Raw genomic sequence first — 12,384 nt, forward strand, 5'->3', positions numbered from 1 at the left:
AAGGGTTTTTACTCTTGAGAGAGGAATTCGATATCTTCTAAAAGACGTTTTATGTCTTCTTTATTCGTTCCGTCATAAAAACCTCTAACGCGGCGCTTTTGATCGACCAAAACAAAATTCTCCGTATGCACCATATCATAAAGCTGATCTGGTCTTCCCATTTTTACAGCCAAATACGATTTTCTGGCCATCTTGTAGATTTCTTTTTTATCGCCTGTAACCAGATTCCATTTGCTGTCTACAACACCATATTTAATAGCGTAAGCTTTTAAAACAGAAACGCTATCTACTTCAGGAAAAACGGTATGCGATAGCAGCATCACTTTTGGATTGTTTAAAACTGCTTTTTGAACATCAACTAAATTGGTTGACATTTTCGGGCAGATTGATCCGCAGGTTGTAAAGAAGAAATCGGCAACGTAAATTTTTCCTTCATAATTTTTCTGGGTAATAGTATCGCCATTCTGATTGATGAAAGAAAAATCGGCAATTGTGTGGTATTTGCTTTTATACTGAATTGTACTGTCAACCAATTCAGGATTTACATCGGCTGGATTATAAATCGGAAGCGTTTTTTTAGGTTTCAATGCAGAGTAAAACAAAGATATCGTAACCACCGAAAATACTATTAAAACAATAAAGAATTTGCGGTATTTGTATAAAAGCGATTTCATAAAAATAATTTGGCGCAAAAATACGAAAAGGAGGTTTTAAAAACTTTAGAACGTAATTTTTTTAACAGGCTTTTGTAACTTTTGACATCAAATTGCAGACTAATAAAAATCGTTATAAGCTCTCATTTGTGAAATTTATTTTTATAAATGGATTTCCTGTTTGAATTTTAACACAATTTTAGAAATAATAACAATATGTTTGTATTTTCCATTAAACTATAAACTTTTATGAAAAAACAATTAGCCAAACCTGTGTTTGGTGTTATATCTGCAATGTTTGCCATAACCGCAGCTCAAGCACAAGCGCCAAAAGAACCAGGTATTAATGTATCATATATGGATACGAAAATCAGCCCAAGTCAAGATTTTTTCAAATATGTAAATGGAGCTTGGCTTGAAAAAACAGAAATTCCAAGTGACCGCACTACGTGGGGAAGTTTTAATGAACTGATTAAAAGAACAGACAAGGATGTGATGGAAGTTTTAAAAGAAGCTTCAAAAAATCCGAAGTATAAGTCTAATACAGATCAGGGCAAAGCAGTTAATTTATTTAACACCTATTTAGATTCTATCGGAAGAAATAAGAAGGGAATCGAACCTTTAAAACCATATCTGAAAAAAATTGATGCAATTAAAAACATTGCTGACGTTCAGAAATATTTGGTTGAAATGGAAAAAGAAGGAAATGCGGGCTTTTTCGGAATTTACATTGGTGCTGATGATAAAGACAGTTCTAAAAACTCTGTAAATTTAGGACCAAGCCAATTAGGACTTCCAGATAAAGATTATTATACTTCTGAGGATAAAGATTCTAAAGAAAAACGTGCTAAGTATGAATTGCATGTTGCCAGAATGCTTCAGTTTATTGGAGAATCTCCAGAAAAAGCAAAACAAAGTGCTGCTGAGGTTCTAGCTCTTGAAACAGAATTGTCAAAACCAAGGTTAAACAGAGTTGAAAGAAGAGACAGCCGTTTGCAATACAACCCAATGACAATTGCTGAACTTCAAAAATTAACTCCAGCTATCAAATGGAACGAATATTTTGCTGGTTTAGGAATTACTAAACTTGAGAGCGTAATTGTTTCTGAGCCTAAATATATGACAGCTTTAGAAACTGTTTTCAAAGAAAATAAAGTGGCACAATGGAAAGAATACCTAAAATGGGACTTGATCAACGGCGCTGCGGGCAAGCTTACAACACAAATTGACAATGCCAATTTCGATTTTTACAGCAAAACATTAAGAGGCGCAATAAAACAGCTTCCGGCTGAGGAAAGAGCGCTTAATGTGGTTAACGGAAATGTTGGTGAAGCTCTTGGAAAACTTTATGTAGAAAAAGTTTTTCCAGCTGAAGCTAAAACCAAAGCGATTGATATGATTCATAATGTTATTACGGCTTACCAAAATCGTATTAATAATTTGAGCTGGATGTCTAAAGACACTAAGGCAAAAGCAATCGAAAAGCTGAACAAAATCACGATTAAAGTGGGATATCCTGATAAATGGAAAGATTATTCGGCTTTAGAAATTAAAAGCATTGCAGAAGGAGGAAGCTATTTTGAAAATACTAAAAACTTAGCGCAATGGAGATTTAAGAAAAGCATAGATAAATTGTCTAAACCGGTTGATAAAACAGAATGGCATATGTCTCCGCAAACAGTAAATGCGTATTATAATCCATCTTATAACGAAATTGTATTCCCAGCAGCTATCTTACAGCCCCCGTTTTACAATTACCAAGCTGACGAAGCAGTTAACTATGGTGGAATTGGCGCTGTAATCGGACACGAGATTTCTCACGGATTTGATGATTCTGGAGCGCGTTACAATGCCGAAGGAAATTTAGTAGATTGGTGGACAGAAGATGATTTAAAACAATTTACAGCTTTAGGAAATGATTTAGCAAATCAATACAGTGCTCTTGAGCCATTGCCAGGAGTTCATGTTGATGGTCATTTTACATTGGGTGAAAATATTGGAGATTTAGGCGGAATCAACGCGGCATTTGACGGTCTGCAATTATATTTAAAACAACATGGAAATCCAGGTTTAATTGACGGATTTACACCAGAACAGCGTTTCTTTATTTCTTGGGCTACCGTTTGGAGAACTAAATCAAGAGACGAAGCGATCAAAAACCAAGTTAAAACAGATCCGCACTCTCCTGGAATGTACAGAGCGTATGTGCCGATTCAGAATGTTGATGCTTTTTACAAAGCGTTTGATATTAAGAAAGGAGATAAAATGTATGTTGAACCAGAAAAACGAGTTAAAATCTGGTAATCCGTTTTAATGATAAAAAAGGGCGGTTCCGACTTTCGGAACCGCCCTTTTGCGTTATTATTTTGAGAGAATCAAAGATGTTCCTACGGAACATCATGTGATTATTTTAACTGACTGTAAATGTAAGCTTCAATTGCTTTTAATTCCTCGTCGGACATTTCTTTTGTTATGGCAAAATTGGTTTTCATAACCTCAAACTGACTCGGGTCAACAATTGGTTCTGCATTTCCTTTAAGGAAAGTAATAATATCGCCTTTTTGATCTTTATAGATTTTGGCAATTTCCTTAATGCTCGGTCCAACTACTTTTTGATCTGGCTGATGACAAGCAAAACAATTTCCAGCTCCTTCAAAAAGCTGTTTTCCTAGTTCTTCTGGACTTTTGGCTTTCGCCGATTCTCCTTCAGAAACAGATTCGGTTGTTGCGTTTGTTGGCTCAGAAGTTTCTTTTTTGCAAGAAGCAAATGCTAAAACGGCAGCTAAAAATAAAACCTTTTTCATCTTATTTCTTTAATAGTATTGCAGCTTCTTTTGCGAAGTAAGTCGAAATAAGATTAGCGCCTGAACGTTTGATACACATTAATTGTTCCATCATAATTTTATCGTGATCAAGCCATCCTCTTTCAGATGCAGCTTTAATCATAGCATATTCTCCAGAAACCTGATAAACGGTTACGGGAACATGAACTGTATTTTTTATTTCGCGAACAATATCCAAATAAGCAATTCCTGGTTTTACCATAACCATATCCGCACCTTCTTCTACGTCAGACAAAGCTTCTTTAATGGCTTCGATGCGGTTGGCATAATCCATTTGGTATGTTTTTTTGTCTTTTGGAACCACAACATCAGCTTCTTTTGGAGCAGAATCTAAAGCATCTCTAAACGGACCGTAAAAAGCCGAAGCATATTTTGCTGAATAACTCATGATTCCAACATTCTGAAATCCGGCAGCATCTAAACCTTCGCGAAGGCGTAATACGCGTCCGTCCATCATGTCGCTTGGCGCAACAAAATCGGCACCAGCTTGTGCGTGTGAAACAGCCATTTTTACTAAAGCATCGACTGTGCTGTCGTTTTCTACATCGCCATTTGTAATAATTCCGTCATGACCGTAGATAGAATATGGATCTAAAGCCACATCTGGCATAACAATCATTTCTGGACAAGCCGCTTTGATGGCACGAATAGCTTGCTGCATTAATCCGTCAGGATTCCAAGCTTCTTTACCAGTATTATCTTTTAGATTCTCGCTAACTTTTACATAAATGTTAACGGCGCGAATTCCTAAATCATAAAGTTCTTTTACTTCTTCAACTGTTAAATCTATAGATCTTCTGAAAATTCCCGGCATTGATGGAATTTCGACTTTTACATTTTCTCCTTCAGCAATAAACATTGGAAACATAAAATCCGATGGACTTAAACTGGTTTCGCGTACTAAAGAACGAATCGATTCATTTACTCTTAATCTTCTGCCTCTTTGTAATGGGAACATATAAATTTAGATTTTAGATTTTAGATTTCAGATTTTAACCTGAATTTGAAAACAGATTGATAAATCCTTATTCTAAAATTGAAGTTGTTTTTTATTTTTTTGAAGTTTACCTCACTTTTGATAAGTGGCGCAAAGTTAAAGAAAAAGGAACAGAATAAGGAGTTTAGCTTGCTTTAGAATCCGTTAATATTATCTAAAAATTTTGATTTTATTGTTTGAACTAAAGCATGGTTATTCAGAATATTCCATCTAAATTTGTAAAATGAAGAAAATTCTCGCTTTATTTTGCTGTCTGCTTTTAACAAGCTGTTTTGAGATTACAGAAAGAATCAAACATCACGATGATCAAAGTGGTGAATATACGCTGATGATCGACTTTTCTAAATCTTGGTTCAAAACCAAATCTGCCATTTGGCTAGAAGAAGTTGATGGCGTAAAAATTCCAAACGAACAGGAAATTACACAGAAACTCGAAGATTTTAAGGCGAAAGCTGTAAAAATTGACGGGATTTCGAATGTAACAACCAAAACAGATTTTCAGAATTACGTTTTCATTATCAAACTCAATTATGCGAATCTGAAAGCATTAAATGCTGTTGTAAATACGATAAACAATCAGCGCGACCAGATTCACTTTAGCGGAAGCGACAAAACTTTTGAAAGAATTGCCTCGTATCCAATTCCTGAAAAAGTGATAAACGACCCAAAGAAAAAGAAAGATCTGGAAGAAGCCAGCATTATTTCTATCTACACTTTCGATAAAGATATTATGGCTGTTGAGAATACAAACAGCAAAATTTCAAAAAATAAAAAGACCGTTTTTTTAAAACAAAGTATGTACAGCGTATTTAAGAAATCGACCTTAATGAATAATACCATCCAATTAACGCCTTGATTTTATGAAGCATTTTTACACCCTAATTTTTCTATTTGCCACGTATTTTACTTTTGGACAAACGAGTCCAGACAAATACGATTATTTTGTACAGTTTAACGGAAATCAGCTTTCTAAAAAAGTGAGCATAAACGAAGTATTGAATCATCCGATATTGACGAAATACATTAGCAAAAAACCTGATTTTGATCTTCGCCAATATACTTCGATCATTCAGTTAGATCAAAAAATTACAATTCATGGAAATTTCTTAGATAGTGTTCCGTTTTATCAGGTTACCATTCCGATAAAAAACAAAGAAGCAGTAAGACAGTATCTGATTGAAAAACAAGGTGCAAATGGAAAAAATAGTACAATTGAAGAATTTGGAAAATATGCTGTTTTTACACCAAGTGGCGTTAAAAGATCATTTGTATGGAATGATAATTATTTGGTCATATTTGAATTGACAAAAAGACTTCCTACTAAGTTTTATGATTCTCCTGGGGGACCTCCAATTTTAAACGATTCGATTGTGGCAACAGAAACGTATGAAGAAACTGCAGTAGAGGCACCGCAAGTGTATGACGTTCCACAAGCGCCAAATCCGCCAAAAATAGCAGAACCTTCTGTAATGCGTGATGAACCTATGGTAGCAGATGTTCCAGCTGGATCAGCAGAAACAGCTGAACAAGATTATTTATACGATGGAAATCCGTATGAAGAATATACCGCAGAGCAGACAGAATTTGATAAAAAACTAGCAGAACAGCAAAGAGAAATTATAAAAGGTTTATTTGAAAATGGTTTTACTACGCCAAGTTTTTCGAAAATTAATGCTTCGGCAGATATTTCGTCTTGGGTAAATTATGGCGGATTCATGTCGAGTTTTTATTCGTTGTATAATTATCCTTTGGCACTATTTGGAGGTTATGATAAATACTTGCCAATGCAGAAGAACTTTGGAAATTTTATAAAAGGCATCAATTTGGATTTTTATTTTGATAATGATAATGCCCGAATTGAAGAAGTAGTTGAATATGCTGCGGAGATTGCCAGTGTTGTAAGTAAAATAAGCGATAGAAAAATCAACAAAAATATCTTTAATTATTTCCCTTCGGAAAAACCTTTAGGTTACGTTTCGTATCACGCCAATACAAAAGCGGCACTTGAAAATTTCCCATCGTTAATGACTGAATTATTTCAAAATCCAAAATTTGCTAAAGAAGATATTACACTCATCACAGATCTGATTTCGACAATCGTTGATGAAGAAGCCACAGCAAAGCTTTTTGATGGCGATTTGAGCGCTTTTTTATACGATACGAAAGAAGTTGAGGTTATGACCAAAAAGTATGATTATGATGAAAATTATGAAGAAAAAATAACCGAAGAAAAAGTGAAAAAGGATATTCCGCTGTTTTCTGTGATTTTTACTTCTACGCATCCAACTTTTGGAGATAAATTATTGCAATTGGGAGTTCGTAAAAAAGTGCTAGTTCCAAATGGAAATTCATACACTGTAGTTGGCACTCAAGAATATGGCGATATTTTTATCATGAAGGAAAAAGATGTAGTAGTTGTTGCTAATACAAAAGATTATTTTGGTTCAGGAAAAGGTTCTTTTGCTAAAGAGGCAAAGAAAGATTTGAGTAAAAACTATATTTCTGGAAAGCTGGATATTGCACAAACTGTGAAAACATTTGGTAAGAAAGCAAAAGATTCAGAATTGGATCGAATGACTAAAATTTCATCCCAATTTTCGGATGTATCGATAGAATCACCTAAAAAGTTAATTGACAATAAACTGAAATTCGTTTTTAAACTAAACTCTTTTAAGTCTGATAAAAACATCATTTTGCAGACTTTAGATTTAGCCGAAGAAATGACTTCTAAATAATTGAAAAAGGAAATCCCTGAGTATGTCTCAGGGATTTTTTTATTTAAAAATAATTCATTCCGTAGGAATGTTTCGTCGGTAGAAAAAATTGACGGTACCATTTATTTACGTTCCGTAGGAACGTTTGGTTATTTCAGTTTGCTAAGTAATTGAAGCCTGATAAATGCCTTTGATAGTTTCTTGTAATTCAGCATTAAAATCTTGATCAGATTGACTGGCAGTAAGTCCCTCAGATAATGCTCTTGAAAAACTGGCAATCAGTCCGTGGTTTTGTGAGAGTTTTTGATTTGCTTCTTCGCGAGAATAACCGCCAGAAAGGGCTACGACACGAACCACATGCGGATCTGAAATAAGTTCACGGTAAAAATCGTTGACAGTCGGAATCGAAAGTTTCAGCATTACTTTTATATCTTTATCCAATAGATTCAGCTGTTTTTGAATTTCTTCTTTCAGAATCTGCTCCGATTTTTCTTTATCAGGACTGTAAATGTCAACTTCAGGTTCTATAATTGGAATTAATCCTTTATTGAAAATTTGTTTTCCTACTTCGAATTGCTGGGCAACGACATCTTGTATTCCTTGAGAATTGGATTCTTTTATTACAGAACGCATTTTAGTTCCAAAAATGTTTCGTTCTACAGCACGATCTAGCAATTCGTCTAAACCAGAAATGGGTTTCATTAATTGTACGCCATTTGCAAGATCTGCAAGCCCTTTATCTACTTTCAGAAAAGGAATAATATGTTTTTTCTCCCATAAATAATCAGCTGTCCATTGTCCGTCGATTTTACGGTCCATTGTATTTTCAAACAAAATAGCACCGAGAATATATTGGCTGTCAAAAGCTGGACTTTTAATAATTCTAGTTCTCATTTCATGCACAAGAGTGTACATTTCTTCGTCATTTGAATATTGATTTTCTTGTACACCATATTGTGCCAATGCTTTTGGTGTGCTTCCGCCGCTTTGGTCTAAGGCGGCGATAAATCCTTTGCCAGAATGCATGAGATTTAATTGTTCCTGGTTCACATTTGCCATAATAATGAATTTTAGTTTTTTATAAATCCATGTAATTTAAGCAATTTTTGGAACTTATTGATTATGAGATTAGAGAATTCTCAAAGACCTATCTTTTCATTAACCTTATCGTAAACTTCTTTTACTTTTTTTGGAGGATCAAATCGGTAACCGACAGAGAGCTTTACAGTAGCGATGTTATCATTCAGCCTTGGATCGACTTTCTCGTCTTGTGCAAAACTAATTGTGTTGAGACTTGCAAAACCAAAAAAACGGTCATTATTGTATGCAAGCTTTAAGTTGAAATCGGCTTGGTACAAAGCTGAGGTATCGCCATCAATATCATTTATTCCAGCACCCAAAGCAAGTCCAGCTCCAATTAGAACCCGATTGCTGATTACAAAATTGTAAAAATAGGAAGGAGCCAATGTAAATACATAGATATCGCTATGAGATGAGTCTGGAGTATTTAAATCAAGATTGGTATAATAGAAAGAAAAAGACGGGATGAAACTACCAGAACTTTTCGTCTGCCATTCGTTTTGGCTTACCAACGTTTTAAAAGAGAATTTATCATTGAAAACATAAGAGGTCGATCCGCCAATTTTTGTAGTGCGCATATTAGGCAACTGAGCCGTAATGTTATCATCGCTAATGTAAAATCCTTTTTGGTTGATAAAAGTAAACGACTGCATCCATTTTTTTAAATAAAAACGGGTATTGAAATTAAAGTGCTTAGAATGAGAATCGCCTTTATTCTGGCTTAGGAATTTAGGCGCAAAACCAAAACCAATGTCTATAATTTTATAGTTTAGATTGAAGCCAATCTGTTCTCTACGATTCGGAATTAGATTAACGTATATTTTTGGATCTGTATTGTCTGAAGCAATCTGAAAACTATTGGAAGTGTCTAAATAATAAACGCTGGCAGTAATTTTATCACGGTATGATTTGAAATACGGGTTTTGCAAAGTGTCGTTTTGGGCAAAACATCCAAAAATACTGGTAAAAAATGTGGCGGAAATGAGTTTTAAACGCATAGAAACATAGTTTTAGACAATTTTAAAAGACGTTTAATTTAAATAATCCACACATCTAGCTATGTGAAAAAATACAATTTTCTAAAATCACCTCTAAGATAGGTCTTTAAATCTATGTTTCTATGTGTTAATTAAATTTTAGGTTACGAAATCCACTCGCGCGGATTTGCCAACACATTGATCAATTTCTCTTCTTCGCTTCCTGTTTCTGGATGATGATCGTAAACCCATTGTACATGCGGTGGCAAACTCATTAAAATACTCTCGATTCTTCCATTGGTTTTTAATCCGAATAAAGTGCCTTTATCATGAACCAAATTGAATTCAACATAACGGCCACGACGGATTTCTTGCCAGGTTCTTTGTTCAGGAGTATAAGAAAGGTTTTTTCTTCTTTCTACAATTGGGACATAAGCTTCAAGGAAACTATTTCCCACTTCGGTTACGAAATCGTACCAGTTTTCCATTGACATTTGCTCATTTGCTTTGCAATAATCAAAAAACAAACCGCCAAGTCCGCGTGCTTCATTTCTATGCGCATTCCAGAAATAGGCATCGCATTGTTTTTTATATTTCGGATAAAATTCTGGATTGTGTTTATCGCAAGCCGTTTTACAAGTTTGGTGAAAGTGTTTTGCATCTTCTTCAAACAAATAGTAGGGCGTTAAATCCTGTCCGCCTCCAAACCATTGTTCGATTACTTTTCCAGATTCATCATACATTTCAAAATATCGCCAGTTTGCGTGAACCGTTGGTGTCATTGGGTTTTTTGGATGTAAAACCAAACTCAATCCGCAGGCAAAGAAATCGGCTTCGCTCACGCCAAACATTTTCTGCATCGTCTCTGGAAGTTTTCCGTGAACGGCAGAAATGTTTACACCGCCTTTTTCGAAAACCGCACCGTTTTCAATAACGCGAGTTCTTCCGCCGCCGCCCTCTGGACGTTTCCATAGATCTTCACGGAATTTTGTCGTTCCGTCAACAGCTTCTAATCCAGCGCAGATTTGGTCTTGTAAATTTTGTATGTAGGCGTAAAATTTATCTTTCATGATTTAATATATTCTGATTTAAGTAGTCCGAAGTAAACGGAGTTTTGCAAAGTGCCGTCGCCGTTTCTAAATTCATCCCTTAAAATTCCTTCTTGTTTAAAATTGTGTTTTAATGCAATTCTCTGACTTGCAAGATTAATTTCTGATGTACAGATGAAAACTTTATTCATTTTTAATTCATTGAAACAGAAGTCGAGTGCATCAGAAACCATTTTGGATGTAATTCCTTTTCCTTGGTAATCTTCGTCAATAAAATAACCTAATTCGCATTTTGAAATGTGGTAATCAATTGTTTTCACACATAAATAACCAATTAGATTAGTTGTTTTTATATCGCGAGCGAAGAAATAATATCCTTCACCATTTCTTTCTTTGTCTTTATTAACTGATATAAAATTTTGTGTTTTTTCTAGCGAATCAGAATTAGCCAGGGTTACAGGGAAAGTTTTTGCAATGTGATTTTTATTCTTATCAATCAGTTTATAAAATTCTTCAGGAAGAATATCTTCAATTCGGTCTGTTTTCCAATCTGTAAAACTCATTGCTATTTGTTTTTTAAAGAAGCGATTTTAGCATTAATTCCAAACGAAAAAACTTTGCTTTCTGCCTGAATATATTGATAAATAGCTAAAGCTTTGTCAGTGAAATTATAATTTTCTTTTTTAGAGAATTCTATTAAAATATCCCCGAATTGCTCTAAATGTTCCCAATCAAAATGAAGACGTATTAATAATGTAATCAGATCTTCATTTGTTTGACTGGATAAAGTTTCGAGGTTTAGCCCAATTTCTTTTAACTGATCTTCAATGTTAGCTTTTTCCAAATTGTTTAAAGGATAAGGAACATAAACAAGAGTTCGTAACGTTTTAAGAACGTTATCAATTCTGATTTTCTCTTCATCTCTTAAACCTTTGTTGAGCATGGTTTTAAGTTGTTGGTTGTTGGTTTTTGGTTGATAGTTTGGAACGTTCCATCAACCATCAACCAAAAACCATCAACTAAATTAATTTCCGTATTCCTTAACCGCGTCAATAAACGCTTTTGCGTGATCTACAGGGATATTTGGTAAAATTCCGTGACCTAAATTTACAATGTATTTATCTTTTCCGAACTCGTCGATCATTTCATGAACCATTTTTTTGATAGTCGGAATTGGAGAAAGTAATCTTGATGGATCGAAGTTTCCTTGCAAAGTAATGTTTCCGCCAGACAAATAACGAGCGTTTCTAGCCGTACAAGTCCAATCAACACCTAATGCAGAAGCACGGCTTTTACCCATTTCGCCAAGAGCAAACCAGCATCCTTTTCCGAAAACAATAACTGGAGTAATGTCCGCTAGAGCGTCAACAATTTGGTTAATATATTTCCATGAAAATTCCTGATAATCAGCAGGAGAAAGCATTCCTCCCCAAGAATCAAAAATCTGAACGGCATTTACTCCTGATTTTACTTTTTCCTTTAAATATAAAATAGTTGTATCGGTAATTTTTTGCAATAATGTATGCGCTGCAACTGGATTTGAAAAACAGAATCCTTTTGCAGTGTCAAAACTTTTAGAACCTTTTCCTTCAACAGCATAGCAGAAAATAGTCCAAGGCGAACCTGCGAAACCAATTAATGGCACTTCATCGTTCAGCATTTCTTTAGTCAATTTTACAGCGTCAAAAACGTAACCTAAAGTTTCATTTACATCCGGAACAAAAACCTGATTTACTTGTTCCATTGTACGAATTGGATTTGGAATAATCGGACCCAAATTATCTTTCAATTCAACATGAATTCCCATTGCGCGTGGCACTACCAAAATATCCGAAAATAATATAGCAGCATCTGGAGCAATTCTGCGAATTGGCTGCACTGTAATTTCAGCAGCTAATTCAGGAGTTTCGCAACGTGTAAAGAAATCATACTTATCACGAAGTTTTCTAAATTCTGGCAAATATCTTCCTGCTTGACGCATCATCCATACTGGTGGGCGTTGAACTGTTTCTCCTTTTAATGCTCTTAAAAATAGGTCGTTTTTTAACATGTTTTTTATTTTAGGTGCAAA

The 12,384-nt window shown here is 34.8% G+C and carries 12 protein-coding genes; 3 read left to right on the top strand and 9 right to left on the bottom strand.

From position 1 onward, the window contains the following. Positions 1–8: 8 nt before the first annotated feature. Positions 9–674 carry an SCO family protein gene (locus BB050_RS08085; protein WP_008465695.1) on the bottom strand — a complete coding sequence of 222 codons (666 nt, stop codon included), beginning with the start codon at positions 672–674 and terminating at the stop codon, positions 9–11. A gap of 228 nt (positions 675–902) precedes the next feature. On the opposite strand from BB050_RS08085, the gene BB050_RS08090 reads away from it, so the two are divergent. Beyond that, positions 903–2,957: a M13 family metallopeptidase gene (locus BB050_RS08090; protein ID WP_066033225.1), complete on the top strand. Its 2,055-nt coding sequence runs from the start codon at positions 903–905 to the stop codon at positions 2,955–2,957. A gap of 101 nt (positions 2,958–3,058) precedes the next feature. Here BB050_RS08090 and BB050_RS08095 read toward each other — a convergent pair whose 3' ends face one another. Then, positions 3,059–3,457: a c-type cytochrome gene (locus tag BB050_RS08095; RefSeq protein ID WP_066033226.1), complete on the bottom strand. Its 399-nt coding sequence runs from the start codon at positions 3,455–3,457 to the stop codon at positions 3,059–3,061. 1 nt (position 3,458) lies between these two features. Continuing rightward, the gene (gene hemB / locus BB050_RS08100; RefSeq protein WP_066033227.1) at positions 3,459–4,454 is read right to left on the bottom strand and encodes a porphobilinogen synthase; all 996 of its coding nucleotides are present in this window, start codon (positions 4,452–4,454) and stop codon (positions 3,459–3,461) included. Between the two features lie 262 nt (positions 4,455–4,716). Between hemB and BB050_RS08105 the strand changes: the two genes are divergently transcribed. After that, positions 4,717–5,349 carry a hypothetical protein gene (locus BB050_RS08105; protein WP_066033228.1) on the top strand — a complete coding sequence of 211 codons (633 nt, stop codon included), beginning with the start codon at positions 4,717–4,719 and terminating at the stop codon, positions 5,347–5,349. Positions 5,350–5,353: 4 nt separating this feature from the next. Then, entirely contained in the window at positions 5,354–7,228 is a 1,875-nt protein-coding gene (locus tag BB050_RS08110) for a hypothetical protein (protein WP_066033229.1), read from the top strand. A gap of 141 nt (positions 7,229–7,369) precedes the next feature. Here BB050_RS08110 and BB050_RS08115 read toward each other — a convergent pair whose 3' ends face one another. The 6 genes from BB050_RS08115 to hemE form a co-directional block, all read right to left on the bottom strand. Then, positions 7,370–8,257: a fructose bisphosphate aldolase gene (locus BB050_RS08115; RefSeq protein WP_066035120.1), complete on the bottom strand. Its 888-nt coding sequence runs from the start codon at positions 8,255–8,257 to the stop codon at positions 7,370–7,372. An 89-nt stretch (positions 8,258–8,346) separates the two neighbouring features. Continuing rightward, entirely contained in the window at positions 8,347–9,285 is a 939-nt protein-coding gene (locus tag BB050_RS08120) for a DUF4421 family protein (RefSeq protein WP_066033230.1), read from the bottom strand. Between the two features lie 143 nt (positions 9,286–9,428). Beyond that, complete coding sequence (hemF, locus tag BB050_RS08125; protein WP_066033231.1) at positions 9,429–10,334, bottom strand: oxygen-dependent coproporphyrinogen oxidase; 906 nt, start codon at positions 10,332–10,334, stop codon at positions 9,429–9,431. Then, positions 10,331–10,876, bottom strand: a complete 546-nt coding sequence (locus tag BB050_RS08130; protein WP_066033232.1) for a GNAT family N-acetyltransferase — start codon at positions 10,874–10,876, stop codon at positions 10,331–10,333. Before BB050_RS08130 ends, hemF begins: the two co-directional genes overlap by 4 nt. 2 nt (positions 10,877–10,878) lie before the next feature. Further along, on the bottom strand, positions 10,879–11,256 hold the full coding sequence (locus tag BB050_RS08135) for a hypothetical protein (RefSeq protein ID WP_066033233.1): 378 nt from the start codon (positions 11,254–11,256) through the stop codon (positions 10,879–10,881). Positions 11,257–11,337: 81 nt separating this feature from the next. Further along, a complete protein-coding gene (gene hemE / locus BB050_RS08140; RefSeq protein WP_066033234.1) occupies positions 11,338–12,363 on the bottom strand; it encodes a uroporphyrinogen decarboxylase in 1,026 nt (341 codons plus the stop codon). Positions 12,364–12,384 lie beyond the last annotated feature (21 nt).

The sequence above is a fragment of the Flavobacterium anhuiense genome, assembly GCF_001705175.1.
GTDB lineage: Bacteria > Bacteroidota > Bacteroidia > Flavobacteriales > Flavobacteriaceae > Flavobacterium > Flavobacterium anhuiense.

Bases quoted from the DNA above. Each gene is read 5' to 3' on its own strand.
- BB050_RS08085 (WP_008465695.1), bottom strand. From the start codon at position 674: ATGAAATCGCTTTTATACAAATACCGCAAATTCTTTATTGTTTTAATA.
- BB050_RS08090 (WP_066033225.1), top strand. From the start codon at position 903: ATGAAAAAACAATTAGCCAAACCTGTGTTTGGTGTTATATCTGCAATG.
- BB050_RS08095 (WP_066033226.1), bottom strand. From the start codon at position 3,457: ATGAAAAAGGTTTTATTTTTAGCTGCCGTTTTAGCATTTGCTTCTTGC.
- hemB (WP_066033227.1), bottom strand. From the start codon at position 4,454: ATGTTCCCATTACAAAGAGGCAGAAGATTAAGAGTAAATGAATCGATT.
- BB050_RS08105 (WP_066033228.1), top strand. From the start codon at position 4,717: ATGAAGAAAATTCTCGCTTTATTTTGCTGTCTGCTTTTAACAAGCTGT.
- BB050_RS08110 (WP_066033229.1), top strand. From the start codon at position 5,354: ATGAAGCATTTTTACACCCTAATTTTTCTATTTGCCACGTATTTTACT.
- BB050_RS08120 (WP_066033230.1), bottom strand. From the start codon at position 9,285: ATGCGTTTAAAACTCATTTCCGCCACATTTTTTACCAGTATTTTTGGA.
- hemF (WP_066033231.1), bottom strand. From the start codon at position 10,334: ATGAAAGATAAATTTTACGCCTACATACAAAATTTACAAGACCAAATC.
- BB050_RS08130 (WP_066033232.1), bottom strand. From the start codon at position 10,876: ATGAGTTTTACAGATTGGAAAACAGACCGAATTGAAGATATTCTTCCT.
- BB050_RS08135 (WP_066033233.1), bottom strand. From the start codon at position 11,256: ATGCTCAACAAAGGTTTAAGAGATGAAGAGAAAATCAGAATTGATAAC.
- hemE (WP_066033234.1), bottom strand. From the start codon at position 12,363: ATGTTAAAAAACGACCTATTTTTAAGAGCATTAAAAGGAGAAACAGTT.